General features: G+C 72.1%; 18 protein-coding genes. 12 read left to right on the forward strand and 6 right to left on the reverse strand.

All coding sequences use genetic code 11. From position 1 onward, the window contains the following. The first annotated feature begins 50 nt into the window (after positions 1-50). The gene (locus tag SSQG_RS27790) at positions 51-1,208 is read left to right on the forward strand and encodes a D-alanine--D-alanine ligase family protein (RefSeq protein WP_003993212.1); all 1,158 of its coding nucleotides are present in this window, start codon (positions 51-53) and stop codon (positions 1,206-1,208) included. 22 nt (positions 1,209-1,230) lie between these two features. On the opposite strand, the gene SSQG_RS27795 is transcribed toward SSQG_RS27790, so the two are convergent. Further along, positions 1,231-1,749 carry a DUF3515 domain-containing protein gene (locus SSQG_RS27795; RefSeq protein ID WP_039935470.1) on the reverse strand — a complete coding sequence of 173 codons (519 nt, stop codon included), beginning with the start codon at positions 1,747-1,749 and terminating at the stop codon, positions 1,231-1,233. 20 nt (positions 1,750-1,769) lie between these two features. Then, positions 1,770-2,003 carry an Lrp/AsnC family transcriptional regulator gene (locus SSQG_RS27800; protein WP_003993216.1) on the reverse strand — a complete coding sequence of 78 codons (234 nt, stop codon included), beginning with the start codon at positions 2,001-2,003 and terminating at the stop codon, positions 1,770-1,772. 206 nt (positions 2,004-2,209) lie between these two features. Between SSQG_RS27800 and SSQG_RS27805 the strand changes: the two genes are divergently transcribed. Continuing rightward, positions 2,210-3,175, forward strand: a complete 966-nt coding sequence (locus tag SSQG_RS27805) for a thiamine-phosphate kinase (protein ID WP_003993228.1) — start codon at positions 2,210-2,212, stop codon at positions 3,173-3,175. Continuing rightward, a complete protein-coding gene (gene thiD, locus SSQG_RS27810; protein ID WP_003993229.1) occupies positions 3,172-3,963 on the forward strand; it encodes a bifunctional hydroxymethylpyrimidine kinase/phosphomethylpyrimidine kinase in 792 nt (263 codons plus the stop codon). Before SSQG_RS27805 ends, thiD begins: the two co-directional genes overlap by 4 nt. Before the next feature lie 98 nt (positions 3,964-4,061). On the opposite strand, the gene rpmB is transcribed toward thiD, so the two are convergent. Then, positions 4,062-4,247, reverse strand: coding sequence for a 50S ribosomal protein L28 (rpmB, locus tag SSQG_RS27815; protein WP_003993230.1), 186 nt, complete (start codon positions 4,245-4,247; stop codon positions 4,062-4,064). A 247-nt stretch (positions 4,248-4,494) separates the two neighbouring features. Between rpmB and SSQG_RS27820 the strand changes: the two genes are divergently transcribed. After that, the gene (locus tag SSQG_RS27820) at positions 4,495-6,315 is read left to right on the forward strand and encodes a DAK2 domain-containing protein (protein ID WP_039933739.1); all 1,821 of its coding nucleotides are present in this window, start codon (positions 4,495-4,497) and stop codon (positions 6,313-6,315) included. Positions 6,316-6,328: 13 nt separating this feature from the next. On the opposite strand, the gene SSQG_RS27825 is transcribed toward SSQG_RS27820, so the two are convergent. Together SSQG_RS27825 and SSQG_RS27830 are read right to left on the reverse strand one after the other, a co-directional pair. Continuing rightward, entirely contained in the window at positions 6,329-9,262 is a 2,934-nt protein-coding gene (locus tag SSQG_RS27825) for a tetratricopeptide repeat protein (protein WP_039933741.1), read from the reverse strand. Further along, a complete protein-coding gene (locus SSQG_RS27830) occupies positions 9,259-11,097 on the reverse strand; it encodes an HSP90 family protein (protein ID WP_003993233.1) in 1,839 nt (612 codons plus the stop codon). The genes SSQG_RS27825 and SSQG_RS27830 overlap by 4 nt, the downstream gene beginning before the upstream one ends. A gap of 188 nt (positions 11,098-11,285) precedes the next feature. Here SSQG_RS27830 and recG point away from each other — a divergent pair, with 188 nt between their 5' ends. The 8 genes from recG to mutM all read left to right on the forward strand — a co-directional run bounded on the left by recG (position 11,286) and on the right by mutM (position 18,693). Further along, on the forward strand, positions 11,286-13,514 hold the full coding sequence (gene recG / locus SSQG_RS27835) for an ATP-dependent DNA helicase RecG (RefSeq protein WP_003993234.1): 2,229 nt from the start codon (positions 11,286-11,288) through the stop codon (positions 13,512-13,514). A 110-nt stretch (positions 13,515-13,624) separates the two neighbouring features. Beyond that, a complete protein-coding gene (rsmD, locus tag SSQG_RS27840) occupies positions 13,625-14,212 on the forward strand; it encodes a 16S rRNA (guanine(966)-N(2))-methyltransferase RsmD (RefSeq protein WP_003993235.1) in 588 nt (195 codons plus the stop codon). Between the two features lie 26 nt (positions 14,213-14,238). Further along, complete coding sequence (gene coaD, locus SSQG_RS27845) at positions 14,239-14,718, forward strand: pantetheine-phosphate adenylyltransferase (RefSeq protein ID WP_003993236.1); 480 nt, start codon at positions 14,239-14,241, stop codon at positions 14,716-14,718. A 58-nt stretch (positions 14,719-14,776) separates the two neighbouring features. After that, positions 14,777-15,940 carry an ATP synthase F0 subunit B gene (locus tag SSQG_RS27850; protein WP_003993237.1) on the forward strand — a complete coding sequence of 388 codons (1,164 nt, stop codon included), beginning with the start codon at positions 14,777-14,779 and terminating at the stop codon, positions 15,938-15,940. 128 nt (positions 15,941-16,068) lie between these two features. Then, positions 16,069-16,713: a YceD family protein gene (locus SSQG_RS27855; protein ID WP_003993238.1), complete on the forward strand. Its 645-nt coding sequence runs from the start codon at positions 16,069-16,071 to the stop codon at positions 16,711-16,713. A 2-nt stretch (positions 16,714-16,715) separates the two neighbouring features. Then, the gene (rpmF, locus tag SSQG_RS27860) at positions 16,716-16,889 is read left to right on the forward strand and encodes a 50S ribosomal protein L32 (RefSeq protein ID WP_003951102.1); all 174 of its coding nucleotides are present in this window, start codon (positions 16,716-16,718) and stop codon (positions 16,887-16,889) included. Positions 16,890-16,908: 19 nt separating this feature from the next. Further along, entirely contained in the window at positions 16,909-17,721 is an 813-nt protein-coding gene (rnc, locus tag SSQG_RS27865; RefSeq protein ID WP_039933745.1) for a ribonuclease III, read from the forward strand. A 111-nt stretch (positions 17,722-17,832) separates the two neighbouring features. Next, positions 17,833-18,693: a bifunctional DNA-formamidopyrimidine glycosylase/DNA-(apurinic or apyrimidinic site) lyase gene (gene mutM, locus SSQG_RS27870; RefSeq protein ID WP_003993240.1), complete on the forward strand. Its 861-nt coding sequence runs from the start codon at positions 17,833-17,835 to the stop codon at positions 18,691-18,693. Here the strand turns inward: mutM and SSQG_RS27875 are convergent. Continuing rightward, positions 18,683-19,081 carry a winged helix-turn-helix transcriptional regulator gene (locus tag SSQG_RS27875; RefSeq protein WP_039933747.1) on the reverse strand — a complete coding sequence of 133 codons (399 nt, stop codon included), beginning with the start codon at positions 19,079-19,081 and terminating at the stop codon, positions 18,683-18,685. The two genes, mutM and SSQG_RS27875, sit on opposite strands and share 11 nt — an antisense overlap. Between the last annotated feature and the right edge of the window lie 46 nt (positions 19,082-19,127).

The following is a 19,127-nucleotide window of genomic DNA, read 5'->3' on the forward strand; positions in this document are numbered from 1 at the left end:
GGCGGCGGGCGCTGACTCCGGGCCCTACCAACGGGTACTCTCAAGCCGATATGAGCACCGAGAACCTCCCCCAGAGCCCTGAGCAGCCGCCTCGCAAGCCGCGTGTGGCCGTCGTGTTCGGCGGGCGCAGTTCCGAACACGGGATCTCCGTGGTCACCGCCGGCGCCGTCCTCAAGGCCATCGACCGGACCAAGTACGACGTCCTGCCGATCGGCATCACCAAGGACGGCCGTTGGGCGCTCACGGCGGACGCACCGGAGCGGATGGCGATCATCGACCGGCGGCAGCCGAGCGTGGACGTGCTCGCCGAGTCCGACGAGGGCGGCGTGATCCTCCCCGTCGACCCGTCCAACCGCGAAGTCGTCTACAGCGAGCCGGGATCGGTGCCCAAGGCGCTCGGCGAGGTCGACGTGGTCTTCCCGGTGCTGCACGGCCCGTACGGCGAGGACGGCACCCTGCAGGGCCTCCTGGAGCTCTCCGGCGTCCCGTACGTGGGGTCGGGCGTGCTCGCCTCGGCCGTGGGCCAGGACAAGGACTACATGAAGCGGGTGTTCACCTCGTTCGGGCTGAAGGTGGGCCCCTACCTGGTGGTCCGGCCGCGCGAGTGGCGGCAGGACGAGCAGGCCGCCCGCAAGCGCATCGTCGACTTCGCCGGCGACCACGGCTGGCCGCTGTTCGTGAAGCCCGCCCGCGCGGGTTCGTCGATCGGCATCACCAAGGTCGACGACCTCGCCGGCCTCGACGAGGCGATCGCCGAGGCCCAGCGGCACGACCCGAAGATCCTCGTCGAGGCCGCGCTGCGCGGCCGTGAGATCGAGTGCGGCGTCCTGGAGTTCGAGGACGGCCCGCGTGCCTCGGTCCCGGCCGAGATCCCGCCGCCGGACGCGCACGCGTACTACGACTTCGAGGCCAAGTACATCGACTCGACGCCCGGCATCGTCCCCGCCCCGCTGACGCCGGAGGAGACCGCCGAGGTCCAGCGCCTGGCGGTGGAGGCCTTCGAGGCGGCGTCCTGCGAGGGCCTGGTCCGCGCGGACTTCTTCCTCACCGAGGACGGCGAGTTCGTGATCAACGAGATCAACACGATGCCCGGCTTCACGCCCATCTCGATGTACCCGCAGATGTGGCAGGCGAGCGGCGTCAGCTACCCAGAGCTGGTGGACCGCCTCGTCCAGGCGGCTCTTCACCGGTCGACGGGCCTGCGCTGACCGACTCGGAGCCGCACGGCGCTCAGGAGGCGATCCCCTCGGGGATCGCCTTTTTCACAGCCGAGGCCAGATCGATCAGCACACCCGAGCTGTCCACACCCTTCGGCACCCCGACCTCCACGTACACCTCACGATTGGCCGTGGTGAACCGGTACCCCCCGTCATTCTGCTTCTCCATCAGCCAGTCGACGCCGTTCACACCCCCGGCCACCGCATCCGGATCATGGCCTCCGGCGACCCCGGGATCGACCATCTTGGGCGGCTGAGGCACACCGCAGCGAAGTATGATCGCCGGGCTGCCCCAGCCCGCCGTCAGTGCCGACGCGGGCTCGGGATCCTCGCGACGCTCACCGTCCACCTTCCCGGGCAGTACCTTGTCCAGGTTCCGGCACAGTTCCGTGACCTTCGCGCCCGGACTGGGAACCGCCGCCGACGCGCTGTCGTCTGCCGATGAGCAGCCCGTCGCAGTGATCAACAGCGCGAGAGCGGGCAGGCGGACAACGCGGAGAACAGAACGGTGCCGGTGACGGAAAGAGTTCACCGGCACAGGGTAGACGGGGGCTACAGATGTACGACCGGGCAGGTCAGGGTGCGGGTGATGCCGTCCACTTGCTGGACCTTGGCGACCACCATGCGGCCGAGGTCGTCGACGGTGTCGGCCTGGGCCCGGACGATCACGTCGTACGGTCCTGTGACGTCCTCGGCCTGGAGGACCCCAGGGATCTTGCTGATCGTCTCGGCGACGGTCGACGCTTTGCCGACCTCCGTCTGGATCAGGATGTACGCCTGTACCACGGAACCTCCAGGGCGGCCACGAGGATCATGTGGGGAAAAGGAACGCCACGGTATCGCGTCGCCGCTCGCCACGGGGAGACCCGCGGTGACCGGGTCTTGCGCGCCGGGGCGCGGGTCCGGCAGAACGTGACGGTCACAACGACCGTAGCGAGGACCGCGAGGCCTCGCGAGCGGGTATGGACAGGGACAGAAGGGGAGAACGGGCAATGAAGGGCACTGTTGGTGAGCTCGGTGAGTTCGGGCTCATCAGGGAGCTCACCTCCCGTCTGACCACCACCCCGGCGGTCCGGGTCGGCCCCGGCGACGACGCCGCCGTGGTGGCCGCGCCCGACCGCAGGGTCGTGGCCAGTACGGACATCCTGGTGGAGGGCCGGCACTTCCGCCGGGACTGGTCGACGGCGTACGACGTGGGCCGCAAGGCGGCCGCGCAGAACCTCGCCGACATCGCCGCCATGGGCGCCGTACCGACCGCGCTGCTGCTCGGTCTGGTCGTCCCGGCCGAACTGCCGGTGACGTGGCCGAGCGAGCTGATGGACGGCCTGCGCGACGAGTGCCAGGTGGCCGGTGCCGCCGTCGTCGGCGGGGACGTCGTACGCGGCGACTCGATCATGGTGTCGATCACCGCGCTCGGCGATCTGCGCAACCAGGAGCCGGTGACGCGGGCGGGCGCGCAGCCCGGCGACCTCGTCGCGGTGACCGGCTGGCTGGGCTGGTCGGCGGCCGGGTACGCGGTGCTGTCCCGCGGTTTCCGTTCGCCGCGCGCGTTCGTGGAGGCCCACCGGCGGCCCGAGCCGCCGTACCACGCGGGTCCGGCCGCCGCCGGGCTCGGGGCGACCGCGATGTGCGACGTGAGCGACGGGCTGATCGCCGACCTGGGGCACATCGCCGAGGCCAGCAAGGTGCGGATCGACATCCGCTCCGGGGCGGTCGACATCCCGTCCCAGATGAACGACATCGGGCAGGCCGTGGGCGTCGATCCGATGCAGTGGGTGCTGACCGGGGGAGAGGACCACGCGATCGTGGCGACCTTTCCGTCGGACGTGAAGCTGCCCGCCCGCTGGAAGGTCATCGGCGAGGTCCTCAACCCCTCGGCCCTGCCCCAGGTGACGGTCGACGGGGCGCCGTGGACCAGCAAGGGCGGCTGGGACCACTTCGGAGACATAGAGACATGATCCCGGGCGTCCTGACGGTGGCGGGCTCCGATTCGGGTGGCGGCGCGGGCATCCAGGCCGACCTGAAGACGATGCTCGCCCTCGGTGTGCACGGCATGAGCGTCATCACGGCGGTGACCGCCCAGAACTCCCTCGGCGTGCAGGGGGCCTGGGAGCTGCCGGTGGAGGCCGTACGGGCCCAGTACCGCAGTGTCGTCGACGACATCGGCGTCCAGGCGGTCAAGACCGGGATGCTCGCCTCCGCCGAACTCGTGGAGACGGTGGCCGAGTTGCTCGCGGGCACGGACGCTCCGGCGGTCGTCGACCCGGTGGGCGTCTCCAAACACGGCGACCCCCTGCTCGCCGCGTCCGCGCTGGACTCCGTCCGCACGAAGCTGCTGCCGGTGGCGACGGTCGCCACCCCGAACCTCGACGAGGTGGCTCAGCTCACGGGCGTGCGGGTCGAGTCGGAGGAGGGGCTGCGGAGGGCCGCCGCGGCCGTGCTCGCGTACGGGCCGCGGTGGGTGCTGATCAAGGGCGGCCATCTGCCCGGGGACGCCGTGGACCTGCTCACCGACGGCTCCGAGGAGCACTGGCTGCGGGCGCCGCGTCACGACAACCGGCACACGCACGGCACGGGCTGCACCCTGGCCTCCGCGATCGCCGCACAGCTCGCCAAGGGCCGGGCGGTGCCGGAGGCGGTGGCGGCGGCGAAGGAGTACGTCACCGGGGCCGTGGCGGCCGGGTTCGCGCTCGGTGAGGGGATCGGGCCGGTGGATCACGGCTGGCGGTTCCGCGGGGACGCTTAGCCGCTCGGGCACAGTGTCTCGGGCATGGCAAAGAGCCGGCCCACCAGAGGTGGACCGGCTCTGCAGCGAACCAGCAGTGGCCGCGCGCTAGCTGAGCGTCAGCGCGAGACCTTGCCGGCCTTGATGCACGAGGTGCAAGCGTTCACGCGCTTCGGCGTCCCGCCGACCACGGTACGCACGCGCTGGATGTTCGGGTTCCAGCGACGGGACGTACGGCGGTGCGAGTGCGAGATGTTGTTGCCGAAGCCCGGCCCCTTGCCGCAGACGTCGCAGTTGGCAGCCACCGGTCACTCCAAAGACTTCAGATGCACTTACGGTTGATCCCGGCAGGCCGGGATCAGGATCGAGGATCTGAGTGGCGTTGCCGGGGGAATGGCCCGATTTGGATCGGGCAACCGGAGCAGCATACAACGACTGCCCCAGGAGGACGAAACTACCATGGTCGGTCCGTGCCCTCACCTGGCCCGCTTCCGGTGAGCGCCGCCCCGGGGTCTACGCTGCCTGCCACGTCCAGCAGCTGAGGGAGGCACGGTGGCGCAGGTGCCGCAGACATTCCTCGATGCTCTCGCGGTGCGCACCTGGTGCGGTCTCGCTCTCGAGACCCTGGGGCGGGCGCGTGAGGAAATCGACGCGATCAATGTCTATCCCGTGGCGGACGGCGACACCGGCACGAATCTCTATCTGACCGTCGAGTCCGCCGTCGGGGCGGTCGAGGCCGTGTTCGCGGGGCACGCGGCGGGGTCCGGCCCCGAGGGGCCGACGCTCGCCGACGCCGCCGGGGCGATGGCGCACGGGGCGCTCATCGGCGCCCGTGGGAACTCCGGGACGATCCTCGCCCAGCTGCTGCGCGGCATGGCCCAGGTGCTGGCCGGCGGTGACACGGCCGGGGCCGACGGCCACGGGCTGAGGCTCGCGCTGCGGCACGCGGCCGACTCGGCCCGCCAGGCCGTGGCCCACCCCGTCGAGGGCACCGTCCTCACGGTCGCCGCGGCCGCCGCGGACGCCGCCTGCGGTGCCGAGGGCGACTGCGGGACGGTGGCCAGGGCCGCCTACGAGGGTGCGCTGTCGGCGCTCGCCCGGACCCCGGGGCAGCTGCCCGTCCTGGAACGCGCCGGGGTGGTCGATGCCGGCGGACGGGGGCTGGTGGCGGTGCTCGGGGCCCTGGTGGAGACGTTCACGGGGGAGCGGCCGCGAGGGACGGCGACGGCGGCGAGCGCGGTACGGCTGAGCGCGGGGGCGGCGGGCGTGCCGGGTGCGAGGGCGTCAGCGCCGGTGGCGGCAGGGACGCAGAGCCCGGTGGCGGCAGGGGCGCAGGGCTCGGTGGAGTCACACGCACACCTGGTGCCCGGCCAGGCGGACGGGACGGCGCCGGGTGCGCACACCGGGCCGGGCGAGTGCGCCGACGGCCCCGCCGCGCCGGGCCCCGACGGCCCGGCCTTCGAGGTGATCTACCTTCTGGAGGCCGAGGACGCGGCCGTGACACGGCTGCGGGAGCGGCTGGACGCGCTCGGGGACTCACTCGTGGTGGTCGGCGGCGACGGGCTGTGGAACGTCCATGTCCATGTCGACGACGCGGGCGCCGCCGTCGAGGCCGGTATCGAGGCCGGGCGGCCGCACCGGATCCGCATCACGCACTTCGGCGCCGGTGACGTGCACACCACCGGGGCGGAGCGCCCTCCCCGCGAGCGCGCCCAGCGTGCCGTCGTGGCCGTCGTACCCGGCGAGGGCCTGGCCGGGCTGTACGGGGAGGCCGGCGCGACCACCGTGCTCGCCCGCCCCGGGGAGCCGCCCGCGAGCGGCGAGCTCGTGCAGGCCGTACGGCGGGCCCACGCGCGCGAGGTCGTGCTGCTGCCCAACGACGCCGAGTTGCGGCACACCGCCGCGGCGGCTGCCGAGCAGGCCCGTACCGAGGGCATCCGCGTGGCCCTCATCCCGACCCGCTCGGCGGTCCAGGGCATCGCCGCGCTGGCCGTGCACGAGCCGGAGCGCCGCTTCGACGAGGACGTCGTGTCGATGACCTCGGCGGCCGGAGCGACCCGCTACGCCGAGGTCACCGTCGCCGAACACCAGTCCTGGACGATGGCCGGGATCTGCCAGGCCGGGGATGTGCTGGGCCTGATCGACGGCGACGTGGCCGTGATCGGCTCGGACGTCACCGCCACCGCCGAGACCGTCCTGGACCGCATGCTCGCGGCCGGGGGCGAGATGGTCACCCTGGTGCTCGGCGACGAGGCGCCCGACGCCGTCGCCGAGCACCTTGAGGGACGGGTCCGCGAGGGGTACCTCGCCGTCGACACGGTGGTGTACCGGGGCGGACGGCAGGGGTCCCTGCTGCTCATCGGCGTGGAGTGAGCGGGCCCGGCGATCAGTCGTCCGCCGCGAGGCGGAGCATGTGCTCCGCCTCCGCACGCCGGGCCCCCACGACCGAGCGGCCCCCGTCGTCCTCGGTGGCGTCATGGCCGTCGTAGGCCGCCAGCACCGCACGCGCGCGTGCCCTCGCGTCGGCGGGGCGGCCCATCTCGATCTCCAGCAGGCCGGCGGTGAGTTCGGCATCCGTGCGGCTGTGCAGGGCTTCCTCCCCGAGTGAGGCGAACACCTCCGCGGACCGCAGCAGTTGGGACAGGGCCTCCTCGAACACGGCCCGGACGCAGTCGTCGTCAGGGCTCCCGGAGACGGATCGGGCGAGCAGGTCTCCGAACTGCCGGTGGGTGTTGCCGAGTTCGGCGACGTACTGCTGCCGCGCCTCGACGTCGGCCGCCGTGTCCCGCGCCGCCTCGCACTCCCGGAACGCGTCCGCCATCAGGTCCCGGGCCTCCGCCAGGCCGCCCGGTGCCCGCAGCGCGATCCAGGCGCGGGCACGCAGGGAGCGCACCAGGCCCTGGACGTTGCCGAGTTCGCGCCACAGGTCGCCCGCGCGTGCGTAGGCCCGGTCCGCCTCGGCGGGCAGCCCGGCCTGCCCGAGGGACTCCCCGGCCAGGTGGGCGAGGGTCGCGTGGTCGTGCTGCTCGGGCCAGTGCCGGGCGATCTCGGCGGCCTGGAGGCGCCGTTCGGCGGCGGCGCGGTGTTCGCCGAGTTCGCTCAGACAGTCGCCGAGCCACCACTGCGTCTGCACGATCGCCCCGTCGCCGTGCGTCTCGGCGCTCAGATCGGGCAACGCCGACTCCAGTACCTCAGCGGCCTCGGCCCACCGGCCCTGCCGCAGCAGGAACCCGCCGAGCTGCTGCCGCGCCCAGGCGCCCAGCGTGACGCCCTCCCCCGCCTCGTCGGCCCAGTGCGCGGCCTCCAGGGCGTGCCGGGCGGCCTCCACGGCCTCACCACGGCCGCCGACGACCTCGGCGAGCTGGAGGTGCAGCTGGGCCCTTCCGGGCGCCTCCAGATGGGCCCCACCGTGCTCCAGGGCGGCTCGCAGCGCCCGTTCCGCCTCCGCCATGTCGCCGAGGTGGTGGGCGAGCGAGGCCAGCCGGGCCTCGTACTCCACCGCGAACCAGGGCAGGCCCGCCGCGACGAACGCCGCCGCGCCCCGCGCGAAGAGCCCCGCGGCCGTCTCCAGGTCCCCGCCCAGCCCCGCCAGCTCGGCGAGCATCGCCTGCGCCTCGGCGACCCGCGCGGCCAGCCGTACGTCCTGCCCGGTCCGCCCCTCGACGAGCGCCAGGACCTCCCGCACGGCGGCCCCGGCCTCGGTGCGCACCGCCTCCGCCCCAGGGCCCTCGGCCTCGTGCGCCCGCCGCATCAGGATCCGGGCCCGCCCCATCAGGACGGACGCCGTCTGGCGTATCCCCGTTTCTCCGGCGGCGTGGAGCGCGAGGACCTCGTCGTACGGGCCGGACACGGCCGCGAACGCCCCGTCCACGTCTCCGGCGAGCGCGCGCACGTACGCCGCACGCGCGTGTGCCGCCAGAGCCTCCCCGGGGTCGCCCGCCGCCGCGTACAGCTCCGCGGCCCGCTCGAAGAGCGCGATGCCCTCGGGGCCGAGGTCCATCGCCCGGTGGTCGGCGATCTCGGCCTGGTCGCGCGGGTCCAGCTCGACGCCCTCCGCGGCCTCGGCGACCGCCGCCCACGCCTCCACGGCGTGCGGCCGCAGGTGGTCCGACCGTCGCCGTGCCTCGGCCAGCAGGGCGGGCAGATCCGGCCGTCCGGAGCCACCGGGCGGGACCGCCGGGGGAGCGGGCGGAGGGACCGCTCGGGCCGACGACCGCACCCCCAGCGGCAGCCGCTCCGCCAGCGGTTCTCGCGCCATACGCGCGCGTGCCCGCTCGCTGACGTGTGTCGTGCCGTTGCGCTCGTCGAAGCGTGCCGCCAGCGCGAGGGCCTCCGTACGCGCGTGTGCGGCGAGTTCGAGGGCGGTCCACTCCCGGCCGGCCGGGCCGGGCACCTGCCGGTCGCCGAGCCCGAGGCCGGTCAGGCGGTCCATGAGCAGAGCCACCACGCTCATGAAGTCCAGCCTGCTCTGCGGATGCCCGTCGTCCGTGAAGTACGCGGGCCGCTCCGCGAGCAGTTCGAGACCGCGCGCCTCGTTGCCGGTCAGCGCGCAGAACTCCACGTGCTCCGCGTACGCCCCGCGCATGCTCTCCATGGCCCTCACGAGCCGGAAGCCCCGCAGGTGGTGGGCGCGCGCCTCGTCCGTGCGGCCCAGCCGCAGCAGAGGCAGCAGGGAGGACGCCAGGGCCGTGTGCGGCTCGTGGGCGCAGGTGTACTCGCCCTCCAGCACCGGCCGCCACAGCCGGAGCGCCTCCTCGTCCCGGCCCCGCTCCGCCTGCCACCAGCCCTGCCCGTGCAGCTCGCACGCGTGGCAGTCGGCCATGGTGTCCCGGTCGGCGGCCAGCCACGCGGCGTACGCCCGCTCGGCCCGGGCCACGTCCCCGACATGCGCGGCCACACTGTGCTCGGCGCTCCGCACGGCCCGTTCCGAGTGCCCGGCGAGCCGGTAGCGGTGCTCCATCTCGCCGAGCCACTTCTCGATCGACGCGAGCGGGATGTGCGGCTGGTCGAGCATGCCGGCCGACACCCACTTGAAGACCCAGTGCAGTGAGTGCGTCTCGTACTCGTCGAAGTCCTCGGGCCGTTCGTCCCACATGCGCAGCAGGCGGGCGAAGGGGACGAACATCTTCCCCTTCTCGGAGCTGTAGTTGTAGACCTTCAGCTGGTGGCCGAGCGCCTCGATCACGGCGAGCGGGATGTTCAGCTTCTCGGCGGCGGCCAGCAGTTCCTCGGCGCGCGCGTTGCGGGCCGGGCCCTCGGGCTGCTCGGAGTTCTCCGCCATCGCCCCGCGCAGCGCGTCGAAGTTCGTGATGTCGCTCATGCCTGACCGTCCTCGCTGTGCGTGGCCCACTCCAGGAGCCCCATGAACGCGCGGTTGAGCAGCGCCGAGTCGGCGGGCCTGAGCGGGCGCTGCGCCATCAGCAGGGCCTGCCCGTACAGCGACTCGGTGGCCGTGCCGATCAGCTCCGGGTCGGGCAGCGCGCTGATCCGCCGGACCAGCGGGTTGAGGTGGTTGAGCACCAGACGCGCGCGTGGGGCGCTCCCGCGCAGGGAACCGAGGATGCCCGCCCACAGGTCGTCGGCCCGCTCCTCGGCGTCGGCCCGGGCCTGTTCGTGCCGGGCGTCCCGGTCGTCGAGGTGCAGCGCGGGCAGGGAGAGCGGGTGGAAGGCCCGGAGCACCACGTCGCAGCCCAGCGGGTCGAGCCGGGCCCGTGCCGCAGCCAGGAAGCCGGACAGGGCCAGTTCCTCCGCCGGGTCGACCGCGTCCAGATGCGCGGTCACCGTGTCGGCGTCCAACTCGGCGACCACCGTGCCCGGCCGTACCGACGGCAGCGCCTCCACCAGCTCACTGTCGTACGTGTAGCCGCCGTTGATCACGCCGATGCCCTGCGCGGACGCGATCGGCGCGACCTGCCGGTACTCCTCGACGGTCCGCGTGAAGTGCACCACCGGGTGCCGCTGCGCGAACTCCTCCAGGGACAGCCGCCCGCCGGTCGTCTCGAACGGCAGCCACGGCAGCATCGTGCGCAGCATCTCGCGGTCGTGCCGGGCCAGGGACTTCACACCCAGGTGGTGCACCGACAGGAACGCGGCCAGCCGCTCCGGATCACCGGCCGCCAGACCGGTCAGCCAGGTCCGGATCCGCTCGCCCAGCGCCTCCCGGACAGCCGCCAGCGTCTCGTCCTCGTACAGCGCCTCGCGGGACGCCGTGGGCCGCAGGCTGTCCGTGTCGAGCACACAGCGCACGAAGAACGCCCAGTCGGGCAGCAGCTGATCGGCCCGCTCGGTCAGCAGCATTCCCTTGAGGTGCACGCGGTGCCCCGCGCGCTGGGCCGGGCTGACCGCGGCCGGCAGCACGTACGCCACCCCGCGGACGCCGGCCAGCGGCACGGCCAGGTCGATCGTGTCCAGCGGGGTGAAGCCGAACAGGTCGTGGCAGTGCCGGGCGAGGGCCACGCGGCGGGCGGCCGGGCTCGGATACGACCGGTCCCAGGGGGCCGGGAGGTCGGTGACCGCCTCGTCGTCCACCCGGACGTCGTACGGCAGCAGCGACCCGAAGTCCCGGGCGAGGGAGCGGACCCGGTCCGGCGCGAGCCACTCGGCGGCCCCCGCCCGCGCGGTCAGATGCACCGTCGTACCCGGTTCGGGACGCTCGGTGTCCGGCAGGGTCCGCACGGTGTACGAACCGTCGTCGCACGCCGTCCACTCCACCGGCGAAGCCTCAGGTGTACGGGCACTGCGGCTGACCACCCGGATCCGCTCGGCGACGACGAAACAGGCCAGCAGCCCGATGCCGAACTGCCCGAGAAAGCCGGACCGTGCCTCCTGCACGTCCTCGGCGCGCTTGGAACTGCGCCCGATCGTGGCGAGCAGATCGTGCAGGTCGGCCTCGGTGAGCCCCACGCCGGTGTCCTCGACCCGCAGCGCGCCGCCCTCCGCGTACAGCCGCACCCGGGCCGGAGCGCCGGGCTGCGTCGTGCGTCTGGCGGTGATGGCGTCCACGGCGTTCTGCAACAGCTCGCGCAGGTACACCCTGGGACTGGAGTAGAGGTGGTGGGAGAGCAGGTCCACCAGACCACGCAGGTCGACCTGGAACGTATGAGGTGGCTGGGGCGAATGAGGTGACTGGGATGCCTGTGAGGTCTGGGAGTCCATCATCACGGCGCCGGTGGGGAGACTCGCGACGGCGCGGGGTCGGGCGGTCCCGGTGAGGCGGTGACCGCGAGGAGGGCCGGGAGCGCGTCATCCTAGGGCTCTGACCAACCGCCTGACCAGGGGTTTCCGGGAACTTTACGGCGATACGGGCCCCGGCCTCTACGACGATGTCAGTGGCGTGGTGTGCAATGGATCTCGTGCCCGCACTGGAAGAACCGCTGCAACAACCCCTGAAGTCGGTGCTCGGCCCCGCCACCGCGAAGGTGATGGCCGAGCACCTCGGCCTGCTCACCGTCGGAGACCTCCTCCACCACTACCCGCGCCGGTACGAGGAGCGCGGCCAGCTCACCCACCTCGCCGACCTCCCCATGGACGAGCACGTCACGGTGGTCGCCCAGGTCGCCGACGCCCGCCTGCACACCTTCGCCTCCGCCAAGGCGCCACGGGGCAAGGGCCAGCGCCTCGAAGTCACCATCACGGACGGCAGCGGCCGGCTCCAACTGGTCTTCTTCGGCAACGGCGTTCACAAGCCCCACAAGGAGCTCCTGCCGGGCACGCGCGCGATGTTCGCGGGCAAGGTCTCCGTCTTCAACCGTCGCCTCCAACTCGCGCATCCCGCCTACGAGTTGCTGCGCGGCAACCCCGACGAACCCGACGAGGCCGTGGAGGCCTGGGCCGGCACCCTCATCCCGATCTACCCGGCCACGGCCAAACTGGAGTCCTGGAAGATCGGCAAGGCGCTCCAGACGGTCCTGCCCACCGCCCAGGAGGCCGTCGACCCGCTGCCCGACTCCCTGCGCCAGGGACGTGGCCTGGTCCCCCTCCCCGAGGCCCTCCTGAAGATCCACCGCCCGCACACCAAGGCGGACATCGAGGACGCCCGCGCCCGCCTCAAGTGGGACGAGGCCTTCGTCCTCCAGGTCGCCCTCGCCCGCCGCCGCCACGCGGAGACCCAGCTCCCCGCGGTCCCCCGCAGACCCACCCCCGACGGCCTCCTCTCCGCCTTCGACGCACGCCTCCCGTTCACCCTCACCGACGGCCAGCAGCGGGTCTCCCGCGAGATCTTCGACGACCTGGCGACCGACCACCCGATGCACCGGCTGCTCCAGGGAGAGGTGGGTTCGGGCAAGACGATGGTGGCCCTGCGCGCCATGCTCGCCGTGGTCGACGCGGGCGGGCAGGCCGCCATGCTCGCGCCCACCGAAGTGCTCGCCCAGCAGCACCACCGGTCGATCGTCGAGATGATGGGCGAGCTGGCCGAGGGCGGCATGCTGGGCGGAGCCGAGCAGGCCACCAAGGTGGTGCTGCTCACCGGCTCCATGGGCGCGGCGGCCCGACGTCACGCCCTGCTGGACCTCACCACCGGCGAGGCCGGCATCGTCATCGGCACACACGCGCTGATCGAGGACAAGGTGCAGTTCCACGACCTAGGCCTGGTCGTCGTCGACGAACAGCACCGGTTCGGCGTCGAACAGCGCGACGCCCTGCGCGGCAAGGGCAAACAGCCCCCGCACCTGCTCGTCATGACGGCCACGCCCATCCCGCGCACGGTCGCCATGACGGTCTTCGGCGACCTGGAGACCTCCGTCCTCGACCAGCTTCCCGCCGGCCGTTCGCCGATCGCCAGCCATGTGGTCCCGGCCGCCGACAAGCCCCACTTCCTGGCCCGCGCGTGGGAAAGGGTCCGCGAGGAAGTGGGCAACGGCCACCAGGCGTACGTGGTCTGCCCCCGCATCGGGGACGAGGAGGACGACCCGAAGAAGGCCGGCAAGAAGAAGTCCCCGGAGGACGAGGCGGAGAAGCGCCCGCCGCTCGCGGTCCTCGACGTGGCGGACCAGCTGTCCAAGGGGCCGCTGAGCGGCCTCACGGTGGAGGTCCTGCACGGCAGGATGCACCCCGACGACAAGGACGCCGTCATGCGCCGCTTCGCCGCCGGGGAGACCGGCGTCCTGGTCGCCACGACGGTCATCGAGGTCGGCGTCAACGTGCCCAACGCCACCGCCATGGTGATCATGGACGCCGACCGCTTCGGTGTCTCCCAGCTGCACCAGCTCCGCGGCCGCGTCGGCCGTGGCTCGGCCCCCGGCCTCTGCCTCCTGGTCACCGAGATGGCCGAGGCGAGCGCCGCCCGCCAGCGCCTGGGCGCCGTCGCCTCCACCCTCGACGGCTTCGAGCTCTCCCGCATCGACCTGGAACAGCGCCGCGAGGGCGATGTCCTCGGCCAGGCCCAGTCGGGCGCCCGCACCAGCCTGCGGATGCTCGCGGTCATCGAGGACGAGGAGATCATCGCGGAGGCCCGGGAAGAGGCGGCGGCGGTAGTGGCCGCCGACCCGGAGCTGACGAACCTCCCGGCACTACGGACGGCACTGGAGGCCCTGTTGGACGAGGAAAGGGAGCAGTACTTGGACAAGGGGTGACAGGTGTTGGCCTTCAAGGGGCGCGGGGCCGTAACTCGTATGCGGCTACCGCCGCGCGGGCGCGACCAGCCACACTGGTACCGGAAGCCGCCCACAACCAAGGACCACAGATGACCCGCGTGATCGCCGGCGCAGCCGGCGGACGTCGCCTGGCCGTACCACCAGGCACCGGCACCCGCCCCACCTCCGACCGCGCACGCGAAGGTCTCTTCTCCACCTGGCAATCCCTCCTGGGAGGCCCCCTGGAAGGCGAACGCGTCCTCGACCTCTACGCGGGATCAGGAGCCGTCGGCCTGGAGGCCCTCTCCCGAGGCGCGAGCCACACCCTCCTCGTCGAGGCCGACCCCCGAGCGACCCGCACGGTCCGCGACAACGTGAAGTCCCTCGGACTCCCCGGCGCCGAGGTCAGATCAGGCAAAGCGGAACAGATCATCCGCACACCACCCCCCGGCGACCCGTACGACCTCGTCTTCCTCGACCCCCCGTACGCCGTCACGGACGACGATCTTCGCGAGATCCTGCTCACACTCCGCTCGGAAGGCTGGCTCGCAGAAGAAGCCCTCGTCACCGTGGAGCGCAGCACCAGAGGCGGTGAATTCCGGTGGCCCGAGGGCTTCGAAGCCCTCCGGGCCCGTCGCTACGGCGAGGGAACGTTTTGGTACGGTCGCGCCGCCTCAACGTGCGAAGACGCACGATGACCGGACCGGAGAGCGAGGGATCACAAGTGCGCCGCGCCGTCTGTCCCGGGTCGTTCGACCCGATCACCAACGGACACCTCGACATCATCTCCCGCGCCTCCAGGCTGTACGACGAGGTCTACGTCGCGGTGATGATCAACCAGGCCAAGAAGGGCCTGTTCGAGATCGAGGAGCGGATCGACCTGATCCGCCGGGTCACCGCCGAGTACGGCAACGTCCGCGTCGAGGCCTTCCACGGCCTGCTCGTCGACTTCTGCAAGCAGCGCGAGATCCCCGCCATCGTCAAGGGCCTGCGCGCCGTCAGCGACTTCGACTACGAGCTCCAGATGGCCCAGATGAACAACGGCCTCTCGGGCGTCGAGACCCTCTTCATCCCCACCAACCCCACCTACAGCTTCCTGTCGTCCTCCCTGGTCAAGGAGGTCGCGACCTGGGGCGGCGACGTGTCCCACCTGGTGCCGGCGGAGGTTCTCCAGGTCCTCAACGAGCGTCTGCGTAAGGACTGATGGGACTACAGTCGTCCCGTCCGTCTCCAACGCATCTGTAGAGAGTGGCGAGCACACGGTGGACGTGCAGAAGAAGCTCGACGAGATCGTCTCCGCGATCTCCGGCGCCCGGTCCATGCCCATGTCGGCCTCGTGCGTGGTCAACCGCGCCGAACTGCTCTCCATGCTGGAGGAGGTCCGCGCGGCGCTGCCCGACTCCCTCGCCCAGGCGCAGGAGCTGATCGGCGGCCGCGAGCAGATGGTCGAGCAGGCCCGCCAGGAGGCCGAGCGGATCATCGGCCAGGCGCACGCCGAACGCGGTTCCCTGATCTCCGACACCGAGGTCGCCCGCCGCTCCCAGGCCGAGGCCGACCGGATCCTCGCCGAGGCCCGCCAGGAGGCCGAGGAGGTCCGCGCCGAGGCCGACGACTACGTCGACTCCAAGCTCGCCAACTTCGAGGTCGTCCTCACCAAGACCCTCGGCTCCGTCGGCCGCGGCCGCGAGAAGCTCCTCGGCACCGGCCCCGGCACGGACGAACAGGGCTACGAGGACGAGGACGCCCCCGAGCGCAGCCACGACCCGGAGACGCAGCGCCGCAGCGCCGACGAGTACGTCCACGTCAAGCTGGGCGCGTTCGAGGCGGTCCTGGCCAAGACCCTGGAGGCCGTCGGCCGCGGCCGGCAGAAGCTGCACGGCCGGATCGCCACCGACGACCTCGGCGCCCTGGCCGACGACACCGGGACCCTCCAGCACTCCAGCGACGCCGACTACCTGGCCGACCTGGCCTCCCTCGCGGAGCAGCGGCCGCCGGCCGAACAGCCCGCCCGGCAGCAGGACTACGGCCCGCCGCAGCCGGCGTACGCCCCGGTCGCCGGCTACGACCCGGCGGGAGACGCCCCCGGCCGGCAGCAGCCCGACCCCTACGGCGGCTTCCCGCAGCAGGCCTACGCGGCCCAGCAGGACCCGTACGGCTACCAGCAGGCGGATCCCTACGCCTACCAGGGCTACGACGCCCAGCAGGCCGCGTACGACCCGAATCAGGCCCAGCAGGCCCAGCAGGCCCAGCAGGCCCAGCAGGCCCAGCAGGCCCAGCAGGCCCAGCAGGCCCAGCAGGGGCATCAGGGCCACCAGACCCACCAGGGGCATCAGGGGTACGCCCTCGACGAGACCAGTCTCTTCGACACCGGCATGATCAGCGCCGAGCAGCTCCGGGCCTACGAGCAGGGCCGCGGCAACGGCTGAGCACCGGATTGGGCCGACAGCGAATGGTCCAGTATCCTGGCTCTTCGGTCGCGTGTACGTCCGCGATCAACGCTGCCCGGAACACCGAAGGGCAGCGACCCTCTGAGCTCGCAAGATCGAAAGCAGGAATGGCTCTGAACGCCCGCCTCGACCACCGCAACCCCCTCGTGTTCGATACGCACGAGCTGGGCCGGCGGCCCGGTGCGCTGCAGCGCCTGACCCGCACGGTCGACGCTCCCACGGACTTCGGTATCAAGGGAGTCATCGGAGTGCCGGAAGGCGCCCCGGTGGAGCTCGAACTCCGCCTGGAGTCGGTCATGGAAGGGGTGCTCGTCACAGGCACCGCCCGTGCCGAGGCCGAGGGGGAGTGCGTAAGGTGTCTGGAGCCGCTTCAGCTCGACGTCGAAGCGGAATTCCAGGAGATGTTCTCGTACCCTGACGCCGACGACCGGGGCCGCGTGATCGCGGAACCGGGCGACGACGCCGAGGACGACGAGGACAGGCTCTTCCTCGAGGACGGCCTGTTCGACCTCGAGCCCGTGCTGCGTGATGCGGTGGTGCTCGCACTGCCGATGCAGCCGGTGTGCCAGGACGACTGCCCTGGTCTGTGCGCCGAGTGCGGCGCGCGGCTGGCGGACGACCCGGACCACCACCACGACGCCGTCGACATTCGTTGGGCGGCTTTGCAGGGACTCGCCGGCACCATGAAGGACGGCGAGAAGGACGAGATGAGCGGCGCCGAACCGGGCGTCGACGAGAAGCAGGAGAAGTAGCCGTGGCTGTTCCGAAGCGGAAGATGTCGCGCAGCAACACGCGCCACCGCCGGTCGCAGTGGAAGGCTGCGGTCCCCACCCTGGTTGCGTGCGAGCGCTGCCACGAGCCCAAGCAGCAGCACATCGCGTGCCCGTCGTGCGGCACCTACAACAAGCGCCAGGTCCTCGAGGTCTGAGCGGCTGGTGAGAGGCACTGTGTCCACGCCGAAGAAGACCTCAGCGGACAACCAGGCCTCGTCCCACACGCTTCTGGAAGGGCGGCTCGGCTACAAGGTCGAGTCCGCCCTTCTGGTGCGAGCGCTGACCCACCGTTCGTACGCGTACGAGAACGGCGGTCTGCCGACGAACGAGCGTCTGGAGTTCCTCGGGGACTCCGTGCTCGGCCTCGTCGTCACGGACACGCTGTACCGAACCCACCCCGATCTGCCCGAGGGCCAGCTGGCCAAGCTCCGGGCCGCGGTGGTGAACTCGCGTGCGCTCGCGGAGGTGGGCCGTGGGCTCGACCTTGGCTCCTTCATCCGGCTCGGCCGCGGTGAAGAGGGCACGGGCGGCCGGGACAAGGCATCCATCCTCGCCGACACCCTCGAAGCGGTGATCGGTGCGGTCTACCTCGACCAGGGACTGGACTCCGCGGCGGAGCTGGTGCACCGCCTGTTCGACCCCCTGATCGAGAAGTCCTCGAACCTCGGAGCCGGCCTGGACTGGAAGACCAGTCTCCAGGAGCTCACCGCGACCGAGGGGCTCGGCGTGCCCGAGTACCTGGTCACGGAGACCGGCCCCGACCACGAGAAGACCTTCACTGCTGCCGCCCGCGTCGGAGGCGTCTCGTACGGCACCGGCACCGGCCGCAGCAAGAAGGAGGCGGAGCAGCAGGCCGCCGAGTCCGCCTGGCGGTCCATTCGGGCCGCCGCGGACGAACGCGCCAAGGCGGCCAAGGACGCCGAGGCGACGCAGTCGGCGGCGGTCCAGACCGCCCAGACGACCGTCGACGGCAGCGTCGACGGCTGACAGCCGCCGCCCGGCGTACCGGCCGGACGGCACCGCACAGCGCACCCGAGCGCCCGCCCCTGCCCGGGGGCGGGCGCTCGGGTCGTCCACAGGTTTGTGACGGGGGACCCCATGCCCGAGTTGCCCGAGGTCGAGGTCGTACGGCGCGGACTTCAGCGGTGGGTCGCCCACCGCACCGTCGCCGAGACCGAGGTGCTGCACCCGCGCGCCGTGCGCCGCCACCTCGCGGGCGCCGACGACTTCGCGCACCGCCTGAAGGGCCACCGCATCGGCACCCCGAGCCGTCGCGGCAAGTACCTGTGGCTGCCCCTGGAGGACACGGACCAGTCGATCCTGGCCCACCTCGGCATGAGCGGCCAGCTCCTGGTCCAGCCGCACACGGCCCCGGACGAGAAGCACCTGCGCATCCGCGTCCGCTTCACCGACGCCCTGGACACCGAACTCCGCTTCGTCGACCAGCGCACCTTCGGCGGCCTGTCGCTGCACGACAACACCCCCGACGGCCTGCCCGACGTCATCGCGCACATCGCCCGCGACCCGCTCGACGAGTTCTTCGACGACGAGGCCTTCCACCGTGCGCTGCGCCGCAAGCGGTCCACGATCAAGCGGGCCCTGCTCGACCAGTCGCTGATCAGCGGCGTCGGCAACATCTACGCGGACGAGGCCCTGTGGCGCGCCCGCCTTCACTACGAGCGCCCGACCGCGACCCTCACCCGCCCGCGCACCCTGTCGCTCCTGGGCCATGTGCGGGACGTGATGAACGCGGCCCTCGCGGTGGGCGGCACCAGCTTCGACAGCCTCTACGTCAACGTCAACGGCGAGTCCGGATACTTCGACCGGTCCCTCGACGCGTACGGCCGCGAGGGGTTGCCCTGCCGCCGCTGCGGCACACCCATGCGCCGACGACCCTGGATGAACCGGTCCAGCTACTACTGCCCGAAGTGCCAGCGTCCGCCGCGGGTCACGCCCTAGCGGAGTCGTACCGCTCTCGCGCGGCCAGCACCTCGTCCATGCTGTCCTCCACGAAGTGGATCAGGCCGTGCAGCCGCTCGGCCACGCCGCGTCCCAGCGGTGTCAGTTCGTAGTCCACGCGGGGCGGGTTGGTCGGCTGGGCCTCACGGTGCACCAAGCCGTCACGCTCCAGCGCGTGCAGCGTCTGGGACAGCATCTTCTCGCTCACCCCGTCGACACGGCGGCGCAGCTCGTTGAAGCGCAGGGAGCCCTCGAACAGCGCGCACAGGATGAGCCCGCCCCAGCGGCCCGTGACGTGCTCGAGCGTGCCACGCGACGGGCATGCCTTGGCGAACACGTTGTACGGGAGGTCGTCCAGCCCCTCCGTGAGCTCCTGGGTGGTGGTCATGCACACAGAATACGCCAGCACAGCGCTAACCGACAGGTTGCGCTAA

Source organism: Streptomyces viridochromogenes DSM 40736, from assembly GCF_000158955.1.
Classification (GTDB): Bacteria; Actinomycetota; Actinomycetes; order Streptomycetales; family Streptomycetaceae; genus Streptomyces; species Streptomyces venetus.

Coding starts and splice junctions, on each gene's coding strand:
- rsmD (WP_003993235.1), top strand. CDS start 13,625: ATGACCCGCGTGATCGCCGGCGCAGCCGGCGGACGTCGCCTGGCCGTA.
- SSQG_RS27855 (WP_003993238.1), top strand. CDS start 16,069: ATGGCTCTGAACGCCCGCCTCGACCACCGCAACCCCCTCGTGTTCGAT.
- SSQG_RS27825 (WP_039933741.1), bottom strand. CDS start 9,262: ATGAGCGACATCACGAACTTCGACGCGCTGCGCGGGGCGATGGCGGAG.
- SSQG_RS27830 (WP_003993233.1), bottom strand. CDS start 11,097: ATGGACTCCCAGACCTCACAGGCATCCCAGTCACCTCATTCGCCCCAG.
- SSQG_RS27790 (WP_003993212.1), top strand. CDS start 51: ATGAGCACCGAGAACCTCCCCCAGAGCCCTGAGCAGCCGCCTCGCAAG.
- SSQG_RS27805 (WP_003993228.1), top strand. CDS start 2,210: ATGAAGGGCACTGTTGGTGAGCTCGGTGAGTTCGGGCTCATCAGGGAG.
- SSQG_RS27875 (WP_039933747.1), bottom strand. CDS start 19,081: ATGACCACCACCCAGGAGCTCACGGAGGGGCTGGACGACCTCCCGTAC.
- mutM (WP_003993240.1), top strand. CDS start 17,833: ATGCCCGAGTTGCCCGAGGTCGAGGTCGTACGGCGCGGACTTCAGCGG.
- thiD (WP_003993229.1), top strand. CDS start 3,172: ATGATCCCGGGCGTCCTGACGGTGGCGGGCTCCGATTCGGGTGGCGGC.
- recG (WP_003993234.1), top strand. CDS start 11,286: ATGGATCTCGTGCCCGCACTGGAAGAACCGCTGCAACAACCCCTGAAG.